This is a genomic window from Selenomonas bovis DSM 23594, from assembly GCF_000381005.1.
In the GTDB taxonomy this organism is placed as follows: domain Bacteria; phylum Bacillota; class Negativicutes; order Selenomonadales; family Selenomonadaceae; genus Selenomonas_C; species Selenomonas_C bovis.
The window spans coordinates 1-21,334 of the sequence record NZ_KB908393.1 but is presented as its reverse complement, the minus strand read 5'-3'; the positions used below and the strand labels follow the sequence as shown (position 1 = coordinate 21,334).

The window sequence follows — 21,334 nt, the reverse complement described above, 5'->3', positions numbered from 1 at the left end:
GCTGGTGCTTGTCACATGTCTCTTTTTGGATTCCTTAGTCTTCATAGAGAAGTTGGATCTTTTTCGCCTTGCGCGTCGCGTTCATGTCGATGACGCGCTGGTTGCGCGAGCCGCGGAAGTGGAGCGTGAGGTCGCGCTCCGCCTCCTCGTAGGGGCCGTCGACGAGGACGTCGATCTCGTTGAGGAGCGCGGCTGTCGCCTTGTCCTTCTCGGCGCGCGCGAGGAGCTCGTCGAGCGTGAAGCCGCTGTAACTCCAGACGTCGAGCCCGAGTGCGTGAACCGCGCGCGCGAGCGCGGCGAGCGGCGCCGGCTGCAGGAAGGGCTCGCCGCCGCTGAACGTGACGCCCGCGAGCAGGGGATTGGCCTTGACCTTGGCGAGGATGTCCGCTGTGTCGATGCGGCGGCCGCCCTCCATCGGCTGTGTCTCCGGGTTCTGGCAGCCGTGGCAGCGGCGGTGGCAGCCCTGCACGAAGACCGTGAGGCGGCAGCCGTCGCCGTCGACGATGGAGTCGTCGACGATCCCGGCGATGTTGAGCTCCATCAGTGCAGGCCGTGCTTGACGCGGTCGTGCTCCTCGGCGCGCTTCGCGTCGTTCCAGCGGTCGATCGTGCCGACGAGGTAGCCCGTGATGCGGCGGATGCGTTCGAACTTCTGCGGGCGCAGCTGATAGTCGAGCGCGACGGTGCCGTCCGCGCGGCGCGTGATGGAGATGGCGTCGACCGGCTCCTCCGTCTTTTCCTGTACATAGTCGATATAGTTCATGATCTCCGCTTCGGAGATGTCGGGGATTCCCTTGACGCTGACGTCCGTTCCGTTCACTACCATGAGGCTCATCCTTTCTATCGTACCACTTGTGTGGTTCTCTCCTGATTGCCTTTGCATTATACAACATGTGGTTGCACTCGTCAATATGTGCACAAGATGTTGATAAAATTGTGGATAACAGCCGCTGGCCGCGGGCAGCGGATTCTTGACCGCCCACAAGGGAATATGATAGAATGAGAAAAATAAAGAGGAAAATGCTGATAAAATGGGCATTTCCCCATAGAGAAAATGCGTGCTTTTGAGGAGATGATGCGTGTGTATCGAAGGAAGTTTTGGGGATTCGTCCTGGCGGCGCTGCTGCTCATCGGTCTGCCTGCGGGCGCGGACGCGGCGGAGGGCCGCGCGCTGTATGTGACGGCGACGGCGTACAGCGCGCAGGATCCGGGGAACTCGGCCTACACGGCGAGCGGGACGCTCGTGCGCCATGGCGTGATCGCTGTGGATCCGTCGGTGATTCCGCTCGGGTCGCGCGTCTTCATCCCCGGCTACGGCGAGGCGGTCGCGGAGGACATCGGCTGGGGCATTCAGGGCTACATGATCGATGTGGCGTTTGATACGCATGAGGAGGCGCTGATGTTCGGGCGTCAGAATATCGAGATCTATCTTTTAGAATAGCATGGGGATCTATGCAGAGGAAAGCGCGGGGCGCGGCAGAGGAATGTCTGCTGCGCCCCGCGCTTTCGCTTTGCCCGCGGGCGGCCTGCGATACCGGTGCGGCGGGTGTACCGGTATCGCAGGCCTGTGGGGGAAGATATTGCGGCCGGCATCGCTTTCGGTACAGCGGCCGCTCAGGCGCCTGCGGTGCCTGCTTTTTGCCGTTCCTTGCCCGGGCCGTCGTTTGCGGGGGCGACTTTCGTCTCGGCGAAGGTCTTCATATCGCAGAGGACGGAGAGGGCGGCGCGGACGATGAGAGCGCTCGCGCAGGCGGTGACGCCGGGGCGCGTCCGGCCGAGGGCGAGGAGGTCGCCCGTGTGGAGGATGTAGGGGCGCGCGTCCTTCGCGAGCAGCTCGGTGTAGCGCGCGACGAGGTCGGTCGCGGCGTCCGCGGGCAGGATGAGGCTGCTGTTGTGAGCAGCGGCGACGATGGCGCCGACGAGTGCGGAGACGGTGAGGCGCAGGTGCTCCGGCACGTGCGCGAGGAACTCCTCCGGCGCGTAGCGCAGGCCGCCGTCCTCCGTGCAGAGCGCCGCTGTGAGCTCATCCTCGATGTCGCCCGTGAGGCCGAGCCCGAGCAGCAGCGTGTCGAACGTGATGTCCTCCGCCGTCACGCGGCCGAAGTCAAAGCCGGCGGTCGGCGGCAGGCCCTCGCGCAGGCGGCCGAGCGTGAGCGGCATGCAGATATCATGGGAGGCCGCGGCGAGCGCGATGCTTTCGGCGTCCGGCAGGCCCTGCGTGCCGAAAAGCAGCAGCGCCTGCCCGATGTCCTTGTCCGGGCGCTCCTCACAGGAGATGCCCGCGAGCTCGGCGGCGATGCTCTCGAGGTGGCCGAGGCTGTAGAGCGGCTTGGCGAGGTGGTCGAGCCGTCCCTGGCAGACGGCCATCGCGCTCTTGTCGAGCTCCGGCATCGTGCGCAGGTAGAAATTGAATGTCTTGTCCGTGACCTTCGGCGCCTGCGCGGGCATGACCTCGAGCGAGATGTCGTCCTCCGAGGGTGCGTGTCCCTCGCGGAGGGCCGCGAGCATCGTGAGCGCGAGGCCGAGGAAGCGCGAGGTGATGGAGGAGCCGCAGGCCTCGCCAAGCCTGAGGTCGAGGAAGAGATGCGGCGTGAGGCCGAGCTTCCTGAGCGCGGCGCCGTGGGCGCGCTCGCCGCCCTGATGAGAGGGCAGCAGATAGTCGGTGACGCTCGGGGCGAGCGCCTGCGCGATGAGGGCGGCGGCGCTGCTGTTGAAGCCGTCGAGGATGGTGACGGCGTGGTGCGCGGCCGCGCCGAGCATGATGCCCGCAATCGCGCCGAGCTCGAAGCCGCCGACCTTGGCGAGCACGTCGAGCCCGTCGCGCGCGTCGGGCGCATTGACCGCGAGGGCGCGCGCGACGATGCTGACTTTCTTCCTGAGGCGCTCGTTGGAGATGTTCGTGCCGCGTCCCGTGGCCTGCTCGGGCGTGAGATCGCAGAGCGTCGCGGCGATGCAGGCGCTCGCCGTCGTATTGGCGATGCCCATCTCGCCGGGCAGGAAACAGGTGTAGCCCTGCGCAGCGATGGCGGCGGCGATCTTGATGCCCGTCTCGACGGCGCGGCGCGCCTCGTCGCGCGTCATCGCGGGGCCCTGGGCCATGTTCTTCGTGCCGCGCGCGATCTTGTAGTCGACGAGCCCCGGGATGCCGCCGGTATCAGCGGCGATGCCGAGGTCGACGACGAGGAGGTCGGAGGCGGCGTAGGCGGCGAAGGCATTTGCTGCGGCGCCCTGTGAGAGCAGGTAGTTCGCCGTCATCTGGACGGTCGTCTCGGGCGGGTAGGCGCTGACGCCCTCGGCGGCGACGCCGTGGTCGGCGCAGCAGAGGATGGTGCAGCGGCGCAGCGCCTCGGGCGCGCTCTTTCCCGTCGCGCGCAGGTAGCGCAGCAGGAGCGCGCCGAGCGCGTCGGCGGGGAGGCCGGGGAAGGCGGTGTCGAGCAGCGTCGCCGCTTCCGCTGCAGCGGGTTCGTTTGCCGGCTGGATGCTGGCGATGGTCGTTTCGAGCAGGCTCATGCGCGCGCCTCCTTTCCTTTCGGGAGCTGTTTGAGGGAGAGGCCGATGCGGCCGCGCTTCTCATCGACGCTGATGACCAGGACGTCGAGCGTCTCGCCGACAGAGACGACGTCGAGCGGATGCCTGACGCGCCGACGGCTGAGCTCGGAGATATGGATGAGCCCCGCCGTCTTGATGCCGATGTCGACGAAAGCGCCGAAGTCCGTGACGTTGCGCACGGTGCCGCGCAGGATCGTGCCCGGCTGGATGTCGGAGAGCTTCACGATGGCCTGGCGCGTGAGCGGTGCGGGAAGATCCGCGCGCGGGTCGCGCCCCGGGCTCACGAGTGCGTCGAGGATGTCGTGGACGGTCGGCACGCCTGCGCCGAGCTCTCGCGCGAGTGCGCGCTCGTCGGCTTTGGCGCGCTTTTGCGCGAGCAGCGCGAGCTTTTCCCTGTCGCGGAGGTCGGCGACGGTGAAGCCGAGCAGGCCCAGGAGGTCTGCCGCGAGCTCGTAGGACTCCGGGTGGACGGGCGTGTTGTCGAGCGGCGAGGCGGCGTCCGCGATGCGCAGGAAGCCCGCGCACTGTGTGAAGGCGGCGGGACCGAGGCGCGCGACCTTCAGGAGCTCGCGCCGTCCGCCGAAGCGCCCGTGCGCGTCGCGGTAGGCGACGATGTTCTTCGCCGTCGTCGCCGTGATGCCCGCGACGTGCGAGAGGAGCGCGGGGCTCGCGGTGTTGAGATCGACGCCGACGTGGTTGACGGCGGCCTCGATGACGCTGTCGAGAGAGCGGCTGAGCGCGCGCTGGTCGACGTCGTGCTGGTACTGGCCGACGCCGATGGCCTGCGGGTCGATCTTCACGAGCTCGGCGAGCGGGTCCTGCACGCGGCGCGCGATGGAGACGGCACCGCGGATGGTGACGTCGTAGTCCGGCAGTTCCTCCTTCGCAAGGCGCGAGGCGGAGTAGACGGAGGCGCCGGCCTCGTTCGTGATGAGGTAGTGGACGTCCGTGAGGTGGTGCGCGGCGATGAGGTTCGCCGCGAACTGCTCCGTCTCGTAGGAGGCGGTGCCGTTGCCGATGGAGAGCAGCGTGACGTGATGGCGCGCGATGAGGTCGAGCACGGTCTGCGCGGACGCCGCGCGCTCCGCCTCGCTCTTCGTGAGCTGGAGCACGCCGTGCACGAGCACGCGGCCTGTCGCGTCGACGACGGCCATCTTGCAGCCCGTGCGGTAGCCGGGATCGAGCCCCATGACGACGCGGCCCGCGAGCGGCGGCTGCAGGAGGAGCTGCCGGAGATTCGCGCCGAAGATATGGATGGCCTGCGCCTCGGCGCTTTCCGTGAGCTGGCCGCGGATCTCGCGCTCGAGTGCGGGGAAGAGCAGGCGTTTCTCGCCGTCCGCGAGCGCCGCGCGCAGCTCGTCCGTGAAGATGGAGCGGCGGCGGTAGAAATGAGCGAAGAGCTTGTCGACGGCCGCCTCGTGGTCGATGTCGAGGCGGACGCGCAGGAGGCCTTTCTTCTCGCCGCGGTTGATGGCGAGGATGCGGTGCGAGGGCAGCGTGCGCACGGGCTCCGCGTAGTCCGCGTACATGAGGAACGTCTGCGCCTCCTCGCTCTCCGCCGTGTCCGGGCTGAGCTCCGTGCGCAGCGTGCCAGCCTGCCAGAGGCGCTTGCGCATCTCGCTGCGCAGGCCCGCGTCCTCCGCGGCCGTCTCCGCGACGATGTCGCGCGCGCCGGCGAGTGCGTCCTCCGCGGTCGCCACGCCCTTGGCCGCGTCGATGAAGGCGGCGGCGTAGGCGAGGGCATCGCCGTCGCGCTCCGTCTGCAAGAGCATGGCGTTCGCGAGCGGCTCGAGCCCGCGCTCGCGCGCCTGCTGCGCCCGCGTGCGGCGCTTCTGCTTGTAGGGGAGGTAGAGATCCTCGAGCTCCTGCAGCTTCGCCGCGCCCTCGATGGCCGTGCGCAGCTCATCCGTGAGCTTTCCCTGCGCGTCGATGGCCTTTATGATTTCCTCCTGACGCTTGACGAGGCCGCGCAGGTAGGCGAGGCGCTCCTCGAGGACGCGGAGCTGCTCGTCCTCGAGCGAGCCCGTCGCCTCCTTGCGGTAGCGCGCGATGAACGGCACGGTGTTGCCCGCGTCGAGCAGCTCGATGGCCTTCGCGGCCTGCTGCGTGCGGATGCCGAGCTCCGCTGCGATATGGGAAGGGATGTTTGCTTCTTTCATTATAGTACCTCGGTTGCTGGTATGTTCTCTGCGAAACCAGGGGCGGAGGGCGGCAGCCTGTCCGTTCCTGGAAACGCGGCGCACCGGCACGCGTCCCGTGCGCCGCCGTGAAATACCTCCATTATAGCATAATGACGAAAGAAGAGGATAGCTTTGCCAGCGCGGCAAAGCTCTGAGGCGATGGCGCGGCGTCGCATCTCCGCCGCGGGAAAAGGCGGGCAAAGCGCGCGGGAACGATTGACGGCGGAATTTTTGCGCGGTACAATAGACAAAAGTAATCACTCGAATAGCGAATGCCGTTCATGTTTGCGGAGGCTGGTATGAAATACGCGATGAATCTCGAGATGAAGGGGCGGCCGTGCCTCGTACTGGGCGGCGGCCCCGTGGCGCTGCGCAAGGCGCGCACGCTGCTGCGCGCGGAGGCGGCCGTGACGGTCGCCGCGCCGCGCCTCACGGAGGAGCTCGCGGATCTCGCGGCCGCGGGACGCCTGTGCTGGCGCGCGCGCTGCTACGAGGAGACGATGCTTGCGGGCATGTTCCTCGTCGTCTGCGCGACGGACGACCGCGCGGCGAACGAGGCGGCGGCGCGGGCAGCGAAGGCGCGCGGCGTGCTCGTCAACGCGCCCGCGCAGCCGGAGCTCTCGGACTTCACGGTTCCGGCGAGCCTCGCGCGCGGACGGCTCCTGCTCACGGTATCGACGGACGGCCTTTCGCCCGCGCTCTCGCGCGCCATCCGCGCCCAGCTCGAGACGCTCTACCCCGAGGCGCTCGGCGACTGGCTCGAGCGCCTCGCGGCCGTGCGGCGGGAGCTCAAGGCGGAGACGGGCACAGCGCGTGCGCGGGAGGCGTTCTGGCGGCGCGCCATGAGCGCGGAGATCCTGGACATGGTGCGGCAGGGACGCAGCGAGGAAGCGGAGGAAAGAATCAGACATGCAGCTCATTTGTTTCGGACTGAATCATAAGACGGCGCCCGTCGCGGTGCGCGAGCAGTTCGCGATTCCCAAGAGCGCCGTGCGGCAGGGGCTCGCGAACCTCGGCGACTACGACGGCGTGAACGAGGCCGTCGTGCTCTCGACCTGCAACCGCAGCGAGATCTACGCCGTCGTCGAGTCGGCGGCGGACGACCTTGCGTCGCTCAAGCAGTTCTTTTTCGACCTCGCGGGCAACGAGGAGGACATCGACGCATATCTCTACACCTATCTGGATGAGGACTGCGTCCGCCATCTGTTCCGCGTCGCCGCGAGCCTCGACTCTCTCGTGCTCGGCGAGGGACAGATTCTCTCGCAGGTCAAGGAGGCCTACGCGCTCGCGCGCGAGGCGAGCGCGACGAGCACCGTGCTCAACACGCTCATGCACCGCGCGATCAAGACGGGCAAGCGCGTGCGTGCGGAGACGCGCATCCAGTACAACTCGGTGTCGGTGAGCTACGCCGCCGTCGAGCTCGCGAGCGAGAAGCTCGGCGGCCTCGAGGGACGCCACGCGCTGATTTTCGGCGCGGGCAAGATGGCGGAGCTCACGGCGCAGCATCTCGTCGCGCACGGCATCTCCCTCATCTATGTCGCGAACAGGCACATGGAGCGCGCTGCAGAGCTCGCCGCGCGCTTTGGCGGCGAGGCGATCCCCTTCGAGGGGGCGCTGCGCCACTCGCTCGACGCCGATGTCATCGTGACCTCGACGGGCGCGCCGCACTACGTCGTCAAGGCGTGGGAGACGCAGCAGTTCATGACGAAGCGGCGCGGGCGGCCGGTCTTCTTCATCGACATCGCCGTGCCGCGTGACGTCGACCCTGAGGTCAGTGAGATCCGTGGCGTGACGCTCTACAACATCGATGCGCTCGAGGCCGTCGTCGACGAGCACCGGGCGGAGCGGCGCGAGGAGGCCAAGGCGGCGGACGCCATCATCGAGGAGGAGGTCGCCTCCCTCGAGGACCGGTTCCGCTATCTCTCGCTGCGCCCGCTCATGGCGCTGCTCTCCGATCGCTGCGAGCGCATCCGCGAGCGCGAGATGCGGCGCTGGCACTCGAAGATCGGCGAGCTCGACAAGGAGCACTGGCGTCATATCGACCACATGACGCAGATGATCGTGCGCAAGATCCTGCGCATGCCCATGATCAAGCTGAGAAAATCCGCGGGCACGGAGCACGAGCAGTTCTACATCGACGCGATGCGCGCGCTCTTCAAGCTCGATACGTTAGGGGGAACGGGAACAAGTGAAATGCGACACCATCATTATCGGCACGAGGAGCAGTAAGCTTGCGCTCTGGCAGGCGGACTACGTCGCGGCGCGCCTGCGCGAGGCGTACCCCGAGCTCACCGTCGAGAAACGTCTCATGACGACGAAGGGCGACAAGATCCTCGACGCGCCGCTCGCGAAGATCGGCGGCAAGGGGCTCTTCACCAAGGAGCTCGAGCAGGCGATGCTCGCAGGCGAGATCGACCTCGCCGTGCACAGCCTGAAGGATATGCCGACGGAGGTTCCCGAGGGACTCGCCATCGCGGCCATCACGGAGCGCGCCGACCCGGGCGACGCCTTCGTGAGCAACCGCTACGCGTCGCTCGCGGCGCTGCCCGCGGGCGCCGCCATTGGCACGTCGAGCCTGCGCCGCCGCGCGCAGCTCCTGCACGCGCGCTCCGACCTCACGATCCGCGACCTGCGCGGCAACGTGAACACGCGCCTCGCGAAGCTCGATGCGGGCGAATATGACGCCGCCGTGCTCGCCGTCGCGGGCCTGAAGCGGCTCGGCTTTGCGGAGCGCATCCGCGAGGTCCTGCCGCAGCAGCTCCTGCTGCCGGCCGTCGGCCAGGGCGCGCTCGCCATCGAGACGCGCGCGGCGGACGCGGCGGTGCGGGAGCGCGTCGCGTTCCTCGCCGATGCGGGCACGACGGCCTGCGCGCGCGCGGAGCGGGCTTTTCTCGCGCGCGTCGAGGGCGGCTGCCAGGTGCCCGTCGGCGTCTACGCGCAGCCTGCGGCGGCGGGCATCGCGGTCGAGGCAGTCATCGCCTCGCTCGACGGCAGGCGGCTCTACCGAAGCCGTCTCGAGGGCGCGGCAGCGGACGCGGCGGCGCTCGGCACGGAGCTTGCCGACCAGCTGCTTGCGGCGGGCGGGCTCGATGTCCTGCATGAGCTCGGCCTGCTGCTCGACCGGCAGTGATTCCAAAAAAAGGAAGCGGAGGCGTCCGGCTTGCGGGGCGCTGTGATTGAGATAAAAAGGAGATTGCGCATGAAAGGCATGGTATACTTAGTGGGGGCCGGCCCCGGAGATTATCGACTGATTACGCTCAAGGGCATCGAGTGTCTCAAGCGGGCGGAGGTCGTCGTCTACGACCGCCTCGCGGATGAACGCATCCTCGCCTGGGCGCCCGCGGATGCGGAGCGCATCTACGTCGGCAAGGCATCCTCCCATCACACGATGCGCCAGGAGGACATCAGCGCGTTGCTCGCGGCGAAGGCGCAGGAGGGCAAGACCGTCGTGAGACTCAAGGGCGGCGATCCCTTCGTTTTCGGGCGCGGCGGCGAGGAGGGCCTGCTGCTCGAGGAAAAGGGCATCCCGTTCGAGATCGTGCCGGGCGTCACCTCCGCCATCTCCGTGCCCGCCTATGCGGGCATCCCCGTCACGCACCGCGCCGTCGCGACCTCGTTCGCCGTCGTCACGGGACACGAGGATCCGACGAAGGGCGGGAGCAACATGCGCTGGGACAAGCTCGCGACGGGCGTCGATACGCTCGTATTCCTCATGGGCGTTGCGAACCTGCCGCGCATCACGCAGAAGCTCATCGAGAACGGCCGCAGCGCCGATACCCCCGCGGCCGTCATTCGCTGGGGCACGAAGCCGGAGCAGCGCGTGCTCGTGACGACGGTCGGCCGCGCGGCGGAGGATGTGCAGCGCGCGGGGCTCAAGCCGCCCGCCATCTTCCTCGTCGGCGATGTCGTGAAGCTGCGCGACAGGCTCCAGTGGTTCGACCGCCTGAGCCAGCGGCCGCTCTTCGGACGGCGCGTGCTCGTCACGCGCGCGCGCAGCCAGGCCTCGCGGCTCACGGCGGCGCTCGAGGAACTCGGCGCCGAGGTGCGCGAGGTCCCCGCCATCCGCATCGCGCCGCCTGCGGACGGCTACGCAGCCATCGACGCGGCCATCGGCACGCTCATGGACTATCAGTGGCTCGTCTTCACGAGCGCGAACGGCGTCAGCGCGTTCTTCGCGCGGCTCGCGGCGGCGGGGAAGGACGCGCGTGCGCTCGGCTACGCGCAGGTCGCGGCCATCGGCACGGCGACGGCCGCGAAGCTCCGTGAGTACGGTATCCGCGCCGATGTCGTCCCCGAGGAGTTCCGCGCCGAGGGCGTGGTCGCCGCGCTCAAGGGCAAGCTGCCGCCGCACGCGCGCGTGCTGCTGCCGCGCGCGGAGCAGGCGCGCGAGGTGCTCCCCGACGGCCTGCGCGCGCTCGGCGCGACGGTCGACGTCGCACCCGTCTACCGCACGGAGGCCGCGGCGGCGGACGGCGAGGCGCTCGCGGCTGAGCTCGCGGCGGGCGCGTATGACTATGTGACCTTCACGAGCTCCTCGACCGTGAGGAACCTCGCCAAAATCCTCGGCGGCAGCGCGCCGCTCGCGCATACGCGCGCCGCCTGCATCGGCCCCGTCACGGCTGAGACCGCACGGGAGCTCGGCATCGAGCCTGCGCTCGTCGCGGAGGAATACACCATCGCGGGCCTCACACGGGCCATCGCGGCGGACGCCGCGCCCGAGGACTGAGACCAGAGACACCGCTGCCATCAACGGTTCCCTAAAGAAAGGAAGCATCACCATGTTTGAACAGAAACTTCGTCCGCGCCGCATGCGCATCACGCCCGCCATGCGCGCGATGGTACAGGAGACGACGCTCTCCGTCAAGGACTTCGTCTATCCGATCTTCGTCGTGCCGGGCACGAACGTCCGCGAGGAGATCCCGAGCATGCCCGGCTGCTACCATCTCTCCGTCGACAACGCCGTCGAGCTCGCGAAGGAGCTCGCCTCGCTCGGCATTCCTGCCGTCGAGGTCTTCGGGCTGCCGGAGTACAAGGACGCGGACGGCAGCTCCGCCTGGGACATGACGAGCCCCGTGCAGCGTGCCGAGGCCGCCATCAAGAAGGCTGTGCCGGAGCTCATGATCGTCGGCGACGTCTGCCTCTGCCAGTACACGACGCACGGCCACTGCGGCCACCTCGAAGGGCACTACGTCGACAACGACAAGACGCTCTCCCTCCTGCAGAAAGTCGCCGTCTCGCAGGCAGAGGCGGGCGCCGACATCATCGCGCCCTCCGACATGATGGACGGCCGCGTCGCCGCCATCCGCGCCGCGCTCGATGAAAAGGGCTTCGAGAACACCTCCATCATGAGCTACGCTGTCAAATACGCCTCCGGCTACTACGGCCCGTTCCGCGACGCCGCCGACAGCGCGCCGCAGTTCGGCGACCGCCGCCAGTACCAGATGGATCCCGCGAACCGCCGCGAGGCCCTCAAGGAGGTCGACCTCGACATCGCCGAGGGCGCGGACATCATCATGGTCAAGCCGGCGCTCGCCTACCTCGACATCGTGCGCGAGGTGCGCGACCGCATCAATTTCCCCGTCGCGACCTACAACGTCAGCGGCGAATACGCGATGGTCAAGGCGGCCGCGGCGAACGGCTGGATCGACGAGAAACGCATCGTCCTCGAGACGCTCACGAGCATGAAGCGCGCGGGCGCGGACATCATCATCACCTACCACGCCATCGACGCGGCGAAATGGCTCAAGGAATAAGGTAAAGAAAAAGAAAAAGAGGATTGCGCTCTCTGGGCGCAATCCCCTTTCCTATGTACGCGATGCAGCAGCCCGCGCGGCGCGTTGGTCGTTCCTCTGACGAGGGCGCGGCGCCGCAGGGAATCCGCCGTGCGGCCGCGTCATGCGCGCGCCCGCCGCTCACGCGTGCGCGTGTCCGCAGCCGTGCTCATGGTGGTGCTGGCAGCCGCGCGCCGCGGGATCGTAGGCGAGGTTCCCGGCGAGCAGAGCCTCTGCGGCAGCGTCCGCCGCGCCCTGCACGCCGCTATAGAAGCGGATGCCCGCCTGCGTGAGCGCCATCTGCATGCCGCCGCCGACGCCGCCGCAGATGACGGTATCGACGCCGTGCGTTGCGAGCAGCTGGGCCGCGCCCTCGTGCAGCTGGCCGCCGGTCGTCACGACCTCGCTCGACTGCACGGCGCCGTCCGCGACCGTATAGATCTTGAACGCCGCGGTCTTGCCGAAATGCTGGAAGATCTGCTGCGTGCTTTCATCGTAAGGAATGCCGATTTTCATGGGAAAGACTCCTTTCTGTCTCTTGGGGCAAAAGGCAGGCGCGCAGGAAGCCGCGCTCGTGCACGGGCAGAGCTCATAGCTGCCGCCCTCGATGACGAGCGGCCGTCCCTCGACGAGCGCCGCGGTGAGCCGCACGCGCGCCGATTGGTAGAGCGCCTGCGCCGTCGTGCGCGCGACGCCGAGCTGCGCCGCGCAAGCCGCCTGCGTCAGCCCCTCGTAATCCATAAGGCGCAGGCACTCGAACTCCTCGAGCGTGAGACGGACGGTCGGACGCTCGGATGTGCCCTGCGGGCGGAACGCGGTGCAGCGCGGCAACTGGCAGATGCGGCGCTTCTTGCATGGTCTTGCCATAGGAATACCCCTTTTACATAACAGTTATTGACATATGTCATTAACTGCATCATACGATAATTCATGACATATGTCAATAACTTGGGAGGAATCAGTATGCTTCATTTGGAAAAATCCCTCGCGGCCTTCGAGGAGGCCAAGCAGCTCATGCCGGGCGGCGTCAACAGCCCCGTGCGCTCCTACGCGAATGTTGACTGCAACCCGCCGTTCATCGCGCGTGCTGAGGGCGACCGTATCTTCGACATCGACGGCAACGAATACATCGACTACGTCGGCTCCTGGGGGCCGATGGTCGTCGGCCATGCCCATCCGAATGTCGTCAAGGCGCTGCAGGAGGCCGTGACGCGCGGTACGAGCTACGGCGCACCGACCGTCATCGAGTCCGAGCTCGCGAAGCTCGTGCAGCAGGTCTATCCCTCCATCGAGCTCATCCGCATGGTCAACTCCGGCACCGAGGCGACGATGAGCGCGCTGCGCCTCGCGCGCGGCTACACGGGCCGTGAGAAAATCGTCAAGTTCATCGGCTGCTACCACGGCCACAGCGACAGCCTGCTCGTGAGTGCCGGCAGCGGCATGGCGACGTTCGGCGTGCCGAGCTCGCCGGGCGTCACGAAGGGCACGGCGAAGGACACTGTCACCGTGCCGTACAATGACGCTGCGGCCATCGAAAAGGTCATGGACGAGATGGGCGACGAGATCGCCGCCGTCATCGTCGAGCCTGTCGCGGGCAACATGGGCTGCGTGCCGCCGAAGCAGGGCTATCTGCGCAAGCTGCGCGAGCTCACGGCAGCGCACGGCGCTCTGCTCATCTTCGACGAGGTCATGTGCGGTTTCCGCGCCTCCCTCGGTGGCGCGCAGGCCGCCTACGGCATCACGCCGGACCTCACCTGCCTCGGCAAGATCATCGGCGGCGGCCTGCCCGTCGCGGCCTACGGCGGACGCCGCGACATCATGCAGGAGATCTCTCCGTCTGGCCCCGTCTATCAGGCAGGCACGCTCTCCGGCAATCCGCTCGCCATGACGGCGGGCGTCGAGACGCTGAAAATTATCACCGCTGAGCCGGAGCCGGGCGAGCCGGATTACAGCCGCATGCTCACGCTCAAGACGAAAAAACTCCTGCTCGGCTGGCAGGAGCAGGCGAAAAAGGCCGGCGTCGCCATCCAGGCACACCAGGCGGGCAGCATGTTCGGCATCTTTTTCAACGAACACGAGGTCTGGAACTTCGACGACTCCTGCGCCTCCGACCAGGAAGCGTTCAAGGTCTGGTTCAAGTCCATGCTCGAGCAGGGCATCTACCTCGCGCCGAGCCAGTTCGAGACGCTCTTCATGAGCGGCGCGCACACCGACGAAGACATCGACCGCACGATCGAGGCCGCGGGCAAAGCCTTCGCCGCCGTCGCGGCGAGTCGGCGATAAAGGGAACTTTGACACGTTGCTGCGTTTTACGTTGTCGCATGGCGATGACAGATGCAAGGCGCTGCCATCCTCTGGATGAGGCTGGCAGCGCCTTATTTCTATGTAAATCCTCAGGAACACAAGCCGCAGGCGCAACGCGATTGGCTGGACTTACTGCAAGGATGGGCGCAAACGGGGTTGGCGAGGTTTGCCTGGGGGTGTGTAACAATATACGTCCGTTGTACTACGGTTCACGACTTCGCACCATATCCGTTGGGGCAAATGCTATAATGCAATAAGAAACGAGAGAGAAAGGCTAGGACTGCCGGAACATGGAGAGACAGTGCGGCGGCTTGATCGTTTCGATGAAGGATTCATTCTATCTCAGGGGTGAGGAGACGCATCGCGGCTCCTCGGGGAAAGGAAGTAGTTCTATGAAACTCAACAAGAAAGCAACTGCACTCCTGCTCGGCCTGACGCTCGGCATCTCCGGCACGGCATTCGCTGCTGACGGCGCTGATAGCTTCAGCGATGTGCCGCAGGGCCATTGGGCGTATGACGCGCTCGACTATCTCGCCAAAGACGGCGTGATCGATGGCATGGGCGACGGCACGTTCCAGGGCAACCGCACGATGACGCGCTATGAGATGGCTTCCATCGTCGCAAAGGCGATGCAGAAGGGCAACCTCGGCGTCGGCGACCAGGCAGTCCTCGAGAAACTCGAGAAGGAGTACGGCAGCGAGCTCGCAACGCTCTCCAAGCAGGTCAACGCGAACACGAAGGCCATCAAGGACCTCAACGCCAAGACGGATAAGTTCAAGGTCTGGGGCATGGCGCGCGTGCAGGCCGGTGATGACAACGGTCTTGTGAATAACGGTCGTAGCGGCACGTACAACAATCGCTTCTATATGGATCTCGAAGGCTCCATGAAGATCAACGATTATGCAGTGGCGCGCTTCACGGTTGAGAAGAATGCGCATTACCGCGAAAAAGAGTACACGAACTCAAATAAAGTTGGCGTTCTGGTACCGCATACCGATTCGTCGGGCAAAACGACGTATTCTTATGAGAACCGTCGCCTTTCCACGTTGAATAAAGACAGCATCCTCGGCGATGACAACCATAACGGTTCGATTTCGAACATCTGGGTGGAACTCCAGCTCGGCCCGCAGCACAATTGGTACACGAACATCGGTCGTAAATGGAACGGCATCGGCATGCAGAACCTCATGCTCGGTGGACAGGTTGACGGTATCGCGACGTACCATCCGATTGAGGGCGGCCATGGCTGGTGGATGAGCGCACAATATTGGAAGAGTTCTTCCGACTGGGCTTCTTATGATGGTACATCGTATGTTTACAATCCTACCACGGATAAAGTGGATGTTGTCGGACACTATTGGCGCAACCCTGTGGTCGGCACGCTCAATTTCTGGGGCCCGCTCGGCAAGTACATCGATGCCAACCTCGCATATTCTCGTGTCGTAGCGCATGACAGTGACACGGATAATGGCAATGGCTACTGGACGAAGGCAACGAACTTCTATGGTGTTGACTTGAAGGTTCGTCCGTTGAAAGACCTCGCTATCACGGGTTCTCTTGTGAAGTCCAATGCACATGGCAACGCATGGTTCGAAGGTACGCATGCTGATCGCGACATCGCTGTCCGTATTGACTATCGCGGCACGGATCTGAACAAGAAGGGTTCGTGGGGCGTTTACGCAAAATGGATGGAGCTCGGCGTGATGGCTGACCTCGGTCATGATGATGAGTGGACGACGCGTGAGCCGGTCGGTGCAAACGGCACGAAGGGCTGGTACTACGGCTTCAAACTCGTTCCGTACAAGAACGTCGAATGGGAGACGATGTGGGCACCGCACCTCAAAGAAGGCTGGAGCCATGCCGGTGGCGATTATAGCCGCCACATCCTCCGCAGCTGGCTCGACTTCCACTTCTGATCTGAGCCTCGCGGCTTGAATCCCTCGTGGAATAAAAACGAATACAGAAAGAAGACGGGAGTTGCTTCTGGGAGTTCTGCTCCCAGAGGCGCCCGTTTTCTTTTGTAAAGAATAAATTATCTTAGTTCAAGGCTTTTTAAGGGGTTCCTTTTAAGGGAAAGGGGTACATTCTTATGAACCGTAAGAAATCTTTAAGTGTTGCCATCGGCATGTCCCTCACGCTCGGCCTCTTCGCGGCGCCATATACGGCACCGCAGGCGGTCGTGCCGCAGGCATTCTCCATGTCGGTTGCTGAGGCTGGGGAGTCGGTCGGTCCTGATGATGTCGTGCTCGTCGGCACAGTGCAGACGAAGTTCGGCGCAGGCAATGACTGGGCACCTGCTGATGCCAAGACGAAGATGAAGCCGATCGGCGATGGCAAGTACCAGTTCAAGGGCAAGCTCAAGAAGGGCAACTACGAGTACAAGATCGCCATCGGCGGCTCGTGGAACGAGAACTACGGTGCTGACGGCGCCGCGGACGGTGCGAATATGAAGCTCTCGCTGCCGCAGGATGCCGAGGTGACGTTCACGTATGACAGCGTGACGCATGAGACGACGGCGACGTTCGAGGGCCAGGCGGCGGCCTCTGCTGCTGCCGCAAAGGAGGCCGAGGCACCGCGTCCGGCGGGTGCGGTGCAGAAGGATGACGTCGTGCTCGTCGGCACGGTGCAGACGCCGCTCGGTGCCGCGAAGGACTGGGATCCCTCCGATCCGAAGACGATCATGAAGTCCGACGGCAACGGCCATCGCGTCATCACGGGCCTCATCAAGAAGGGCAATTATGATTTCAAGGTGGCTGTCGGCGGCTCGTGGGATCTGAACTACGGCAAGGACGGCCAGGCGAACGGCGGTAACATCCCGCTGCGCCTCGCGGCGGATCATGAGGTGACGTTCACCTACGATGAGAAGACGCATGTGGTCTCCTACGACTACGAGGGCAAGGATGCGGAGCAGGCGAAGTTCGCGAACCAGCGCGATATCGTGCTCTGCGGCGATCTGCAGACGCTCGGCGGCGCGGGCGCGAAGTGGGCGCCCTCCGATATGGCGACGAAGATGACGGCGGGCGATCATGGCTTCTATACGTTCACGATCAAGAACATGCCGGCCGGCACGTACAACTACAAGATCGCGATCAACGGCTCCTGGGCGGAGAACTACGGCCTCGGCGGTATCGCTGACGGCGCGAATGTCGCAATGACGCTCGACAAGCCGGAGACGGTCACGTTCTACTACAACGACAAGACGCACCGCATCGCGGACAGCCATAGCTACAAGATGCTCACGAAGGAGGAACTGCCGGTGATCTCCGGCATCCCGGGCATCGAGGACGGCACGATGTACGATCTCATGCTGTCGAATCTCTACGAGACGGATGCAAAGGTGGCAGTCGGCGACTATACGGCGACGATCACGCAGGCAGGCCAGGCGCCTGTCTCGCAGCCCATCCACATCGCGAAGGCGGGTACGGTGGCGTTCTACTATGACGCGCCGCACAAGCGCATCATCGCGGACGACGGCAGCATCCGCGCGGACAAGGTCGTCCACGACAGCTGGAGCACGCAGATGCGCAGCCCGTGGGGCGCTGTCTCCGAGGGCACGCCGGTCACGCTGAAGATCAAGACGGCGGCTGGCAATGTCTCGACGGCGAAGCTCATGGTGACGAAGGCCGCCATGACGGCGAAGGGCGGCGACGAGTACAACCCGGACTATGAGTCTGGCACGACGACGTACTACCAGATGACGAAGGTCGGCAAAGAGGATGGCTCGGATGTCTGGCAGGTGACGTTCACGCCGCAGAGCTATGGCATCTATGGCTATAAGTTCGTGCTCAACGATACGAAGGAGTACGGCGACGATACGAAGACGGGCGGCACGGGCGAGCTCAAGCTCACGGGCACGAAGTACTTCCAGATCACTTGCTTCAAGAAGGGCTATGAAACGCCGGATTGGGCGAAGGAAGCTGTCTGCTACCAGATCTTCCCGGATCGTTTCTTCAACGGCGACAAGTCGAACGACAATGCGCGCACGACGGCACGCGGCCCGCAGCCGGTGCAGCACCGCGCCTGGACGGCGCTGCCGGCGAACTCGAACGCCGGCGCGGCGGACGGCGACAAGTGGGATTGCAACGATTTCTTCGGCGGCGACCTCGCCGGCATCACGCAGAAGCTCGACTATCTGCAGAAGCTCGGCATCACGGCGATCTATGTGAACCCGATCTACGCGGCGTCGTCGAACCATCGCTACGATGCGCGTGACTACGGCTCTGTCGATCCGTTCCTTGGCAATTTTGACGATCTCTCGAAGCTTGCCGCGGAGATGAAGAAGCGCGGCATGCATCTCATCATGGATGGCGTGTACAACCATATCGGTGACGACTCCATCTATTTCGACCGCTATGGCAAGTATAAGACGGTCGGTGCGTATGAGTACTGGAGCAAGATCTACGATCTCATGAACACGAAGAAGCTCACGGAGGCGCAGGCGAAGGTCGAGGCGAAGAAGGAGCTCGAGGCTGAGGGTCAGGTGTTCAGCCCGTGGCACTGGGAGAACTGGTTTGATATCAAGAATGTCAAGGCGACGGATGAGATGGGCCCGAAGTACGACTACCATAGCTGGCAGGGCTTCTCGAGCCTCGCGCCGTTCCGCGACAAGGATTTCCCGGGCTACTCTGCAACGACGCCGAAGCATACGGATCTCGGCGACTATCTGCTCTATGGCAAGGACGGCGAAAAGGGCGTCATCATGAAGTGGTTCGACTACGGCCTCTCCGGCTGGCGTCTCGATGTCGCGAAGGAGGTTCCGCCGGGATTCTGGGCGGATGTCCGCGACGAGGTGAAGTCCATCAAGACGCAGAATGGCGATGAGCCGCTGCTGCTCGGCGAGATCTGGCAGGATGGCTCGCAGTTCTTCATGGGCGACACGATGGACTCCGTGATGAACTACAAGCTCTCCGATGCGATCATGCGTTTCGTCATGGGCGGCAAGGCGCAGGACAGCGACGATGTGCTCACGCAGCTGCGTCAGAACTATCCGAAGCAGGCGCTCTACGATCTCATGAATATCGTCGACAGCCATGATACGGCGCGCGCGATCTATCTCTACGGCGGCGGCAAGGACAATGTCCTGCAGCCGACGAAGAGCGATTTCGACTACAATCTCGGCAAGGCGCGCCTGAAGATGGCGGCCGCGTTCGAGATGGGCTATCCCGGCATGCCGACGATTTACTACGGCGATGAGGCTGGCCAGTTCGGCTCGAAGGATCCTGACTGCCGCCGCACGTATCCGTGGGGCAAGGAGGACAAGGAGCTGATCAAGTTCTATCAGAAGATCATCTCCGTGCGCAACAACAACAAGGCGGTATTCGCGCTCGGCGATGTTGATACGCTCCTCGCACAGGATAACATCTATGTCTATCAGCGTACGGCTGTCGACGGCTCCGGCAAGGTCGGCGTTGTCGCGCTCAACAACGGCAAGGCCGAGGAGGTCACGCTCACTGTGAAGATCGCGAACGGCACGGTCCTCAAGGATCAGATCTCTGGCAAGAGCTTTACCGTCACGGATGGCACGCTGACGCTGCCGATGGGTGAGAATCAGGCCATGATGCTCGTCGGCTGATGCAGGTCTGGCAAGACGTTTTGCGTGTTTCATAGCATATAGGATACAGGAAAGCACGGCGGCTGTCGCTATCGGCAGCGGCCGTGCTTTTTTTGGTGCGCGCTTTCCGGGGCGGCGGGAGGGATATTTCCCGTGCGGGCTTGCCAGTGAGGGATATCATGATATAATGAAGAAAATATTGAGGAGGCGTTGTCATGAAATCTGATGTGCGGCGATGGCGGCCTGGCCGCCTGGCGCTCGGCATGGTGCTGGGGCTGCTCGTGCTGCTTTTCGGCGGGCTCAGTTATGCGCAGTCGGCGCGGGAGACGCCGGAGTATGCGCTCGGCAGGATCGCGCAGGCGATCGAGGGGCGCGATGAGGCGGAGCTTGCGCGCTATGTGGCGGTCGATGAGCTGCTGCCCGCGAGCTACGACGAGGGAACGGCGATCCTCGCGCGCGATATCGAGAAGCTCGCGGCGCTCTATCCGAATGACTGGTTTTTCCGTCACGATACGGCGTTCATGCAGTCGTATATCGCCGCGCGGCGCGCGGAGGATCTCGCGCTCCTGCGGCGTGTGCTGGACTTCTATCTGCAGCCGGATCTGACGCCGGTGAGCCGCACGGACGGCGAGGCGCATTGGCTCGCGACGGAGTGCGGGAAGTTCGCCGATCACTATACGGCGCGTGTCGACAGCGTGCGGCGCGAGGAGGGCGCGGCCGTCGCGCAGGTGACGGTCAGGGGCGATGAGAGCGACTACGGCAGGCTCGTGCCGCAGCTCACGCTGCGCCTGCGTCTCGAGCCCGCGGAGGATGGCTGCTACCGGCTCACGCGGATCGAGAATGCGGAGGAGATTTTCTATCCGCTCGTCAAGGGCGTCGAGGACTACTGGACGCTCCAGGGGTGGCAGTGATGGTGCATCCGCTCGAGATCCGGGAGCAGGAGGCCTGGGCACGGAATCAGAGTATGTCGTTTTTCGCGCGTCTCTGCGGACATACCTGGATGATCCTGCGCCATAAATACTGGGTGTTCCGTTTCGCCTGCATCGCGGGGATTCCGTGGCAGGGCTTTATGCACGACTGGTCGAAGTTCTCGCGCATGGAGTTCGTCGAGAGCGTGCGGTACTACAACGGCATTTGCTCGCCCATCTGGCTTTGCAAGAAACGCAACGATGGTTTTTCCTACGCGTGGATCCACCATCATGGGCGCAATCTGCATCACTACGAGGCGTGGCAGGATGATTTCGATCACGGGGCGCATCCCGTGAATATGCCGTACCGCTACGCGGTGGAGATGATCTGCGACTTCCTCGCGGCGGGACGCGCCTACGGCCGCTCCGCGTTCACATTCGCGAGCGAGTACGCCTGGTGGCAGCGGAAAAAGAAAAACGGCGTCGCGATGACGCCGCAGATGAAGGATTTCGTCGAGGCGCTGCTCGGCACGCTCGCACGGACAGAGGACATCAGCCTCCTGCGCCCCGCCGCAACGCGGCGCATCTACGAAACATGCGTAGGGCCAGTGAAAGGGCATTGACGTTTCCGGGCAATCGTGGTACGCTAAAGATACAAAAGAGCGAACCACCAAGAGGCGGCCGCTCCGATGTATTGCAGAAAAGAAATTTTTTCGGCCATACAAACAGTGCGGTAACACTGATGGCCACCGACATCCCTATGAAAGAGAAGCTATTTTGCACGATAGCTTCTTTTTTCATGCTTGCTGCGGGGATGCCGCCGAAAGGGATTACTTACGGCAGAAGACTGCCTGCATCATGGCGAGGACGAAGTCCTCGTCGATGATGCCATAGTGCGCGGCGATGGCGATGATGAGAATCAAGGCCAACGCGAACACATTGTTTTTCATCTATATCGTGATGCCGTTAGCATCACGCCCTTCTTTTTAGGATTTACATCGGAGCATCAGCTCGACTACCTATGGCCACCTTTGTTGGTGATTCGCTTTTTTCAGTCTATCATAGTCGGTCA

General features: G+C 64.4%; 15 protein-coding genes and 1 pseudogene. 11 read left to right on the top strand and 5 right to left on the bottom strand.

From position 1 onward, the window contains the following. Window positions 1-34 precede the first annotated feature (34 nt). Window positions 35-541: an anaerobic ribonucleoside-triphosphate reductase activating protein gene (nrdG, locus tag F599_RS0108025; protein WP_019543013.1), complete on the bottom strand. Its 507-nt coding sequence runs from the start codon at window positions 539-541 to the stop codon at window positions 35-37. Beyond that, window positions 541-825: an anaerobic ribonucleoside-triphosphate reductase gene (gene nrdD, locus F599_RS0108020; RefSeq protein WP_026327899.1), complete on the bottom strand. Its 285-nt coding sequence runs from the start codon at window positions 823-825 to the stop codon at window positions 541-543. Before nrdD ends, nrdG begins: the two co-directional genes overlap by 1 nt. 336 nt (window positions 826-1,161) lie before the next feature. On the opposite strand from nrdD, the pseudogene F599_RS16055 reads away from it, so the two are divergent. Continuing rightward, window positions 1,162-1,440 (top strand): annotated as a pseudogene (locus F599_RS16055) (3D domain-containing protein); the annotation flags it as partial. Between the two features lie 173 nt (window positions 1,441-1,613). On the opposite strand, the gene F599_RS0108010 reads toward F599_RS16055, so the two are convergent. Together F599_RS0108010 and F599_RS0108005 are read right to left on the bottom strand one after the other, a co-directional pair. Next, entirely contained in the window at window positions 1,614-3,509 is a 1,896-nt protein-coding gene (locus F599_RS0108010; protein WP_019543010.1) for a nicotinate-nucleotide--dimethylbenzimidazole phosphoribosyltransferase, read from the bottom strand. After that, window positions 3,506-5,707: a Tex family protein gene (locus F599_RS0108005; protein ID WP_019543009.1), complete on the bottom strand. Its 2,202-nt coding sequence runs from the start codon at window positions 5,705-5,707 to the stop codon at window positions 3,506-3,508. The genes F599_RS0108010 and F599_RS0108005 overlap by 4 nt, the downstream gene beginning before the upstream one ends. 320 nt (window positions 5,708-6,027) lie before the next feature. Between F599_RS0108005 and F599_RS0108000 the strand changes: the two genes are divergently transcribed. From F599_RS0108000 to hemB, 5 genes are all read left to right on the top strand, one after another. Continuing rightward, window positions 6,028-6,669, top strand: coding sequence for a precorrin-2 dehydrogenase/sirohydrochlorin ferrochelatase family protein (locus tag F599_RS0108000; RefSeq protein WP_019543008.1), 642 nt, complete (start codon window positions 6,028-6,030; stop codon window positions 6,667-6,669). Further along, on the top strand, window positions 6,638-7,957 hold the full coding sequence (hemA, locus tag F599_RS0107995) for a glutamyl-tRNA reductase (protein WP_019543007.1): 1,320 nt from the start codon (window positions 6,638-6,640) through the stop codon (window positions 7,955-7,957). The genes F599_RS0108000 and hemA overlap by 32 nt, the downstream gene beginning before the upstream one ends. Continuing rightward, window positions 7,917-8,858 (top strand): hydroxymethylbilane synthase, encoded by a 942-nt coding sequence (gene hemC / locus F599_RS0107990; protein WP_019543006.1) that lies wholly within the window; start codon window positions 7,917-7,919, stop codon window positions 8,856-8,858. The genes hemA and hemC overlap by 41 nt, the downstream gene beginning before the upstream one ends. Window positions 8,859-8,927: 69 nt before the next feature. Continuing rightward, complete coding sequence (gene cobA, locus F599_RS0107985) at window positions 8,928-10,454, top strand: uroporphyrinogen-III C-methyltransferase (RefSeq protein ID WP_019543005.1); 1,527 nt, start codon at window positions 8,928-8,930, stop codon at window positions 10,452-10,454. Window positions 10,455-10,506: 52 nt separating this feature from the next. Beyond that, complete coding sequence (hemB, locus tag F599_RS0107980) at window positions 10,507-11,481, top strand: porphobilinogen synthase (protein ID WP_019543004.1); 975 nt, start codon at window positions 10,507-10,509, stop codon at window positions 11,479-11,481. 159 nt (window positions 11,482-11,640) lie between these two features. Here the strand turns inward: hemB and F599_RS13960 are convergent, their stop codons facing one another. Then, window positions 11,641-12,366: a DUF134 domain-containing protein gene (locus tag F599_RS13960; RefSeq protein WP_019543003.1), complete on the bottom strand. Its 726-nt coding sequence runs from the start codon at window positions 12,364-12,366 to the stop codon at window positions 11,641-11,643. A 96-nt stretch (window positions 12,367-12,462) separates the two neighbouring features. Between F599_RS13960 and hemL the strand changes: the two genes are divergently transcribed. The 5 genes from hemL to F599_RS0107950 all read left to right on the top strand — a co-directional run bounded on the left by hemL (window position 12,463) and on the right by F599_RS0107950 (window position 20,885). Beyond that, window positions 12,463-13,782: a glutamate-1-semialdehyde 2,1-aminomutase gene (gene hemL / locus F599_RS0107970; protein ID WP_019543002.1), complete on the top strand. Its 1,320-nt coding sequence runs from the start codon at window positions 12,463-12,465 to the stop codon at window positions 13,780-13,782. 413 nt (window positions 13,783-14,195) lie between these two features. After that, window positions 14,196-15,719 (top strand): S-layer homology domain-containing protein, encoded by a 1,524-nt coding sequence (locus F599_RS0107965; protein ID WP_019543001.1) that lies wholly within the window; start codon window positions 14,196-14,198, stop codon window positions 15,717-15,719. Between the two features lie 173 nt (window positions 15,720-15,892). Then, window positions 15,893-19,375, top strand: a complete 3,483-nt coding sequence (locus tag F599_RS0107960; protein ID WP_020700543.1) for a pullulanase X25 domain-containing protein — start codon at window positions 15,893-15,895, stop codon at window positions 19,373-19,375. A gap of 194 nt (window positions 19,376-19,569) precedes the next feature. Then, entirely contained in the window at window positions 19,570-20,265 is a 696-nt protein-coding gene (locus F599_RS0107955) for a hypothetical protein (protein WP_019542999.1), read from the top strand. Beyond that, window positions 20,265-20,885, top strand: coding sequence for a DUF5662 family protein (locus tag F599_RS0107950; protein WP_019542998.1), 621 nt, complete (start codon window positions 20,265-20,267; stop codon window positions 20,883-20,885). The genes F599_RS0107955 and F599_RS0107950 overlap by 1 nt, the downstream gene beginning before the upstream one ends. The last annotated feature ends 449 nt before the right edge of the window (window positions 20,886-21,334 follow it).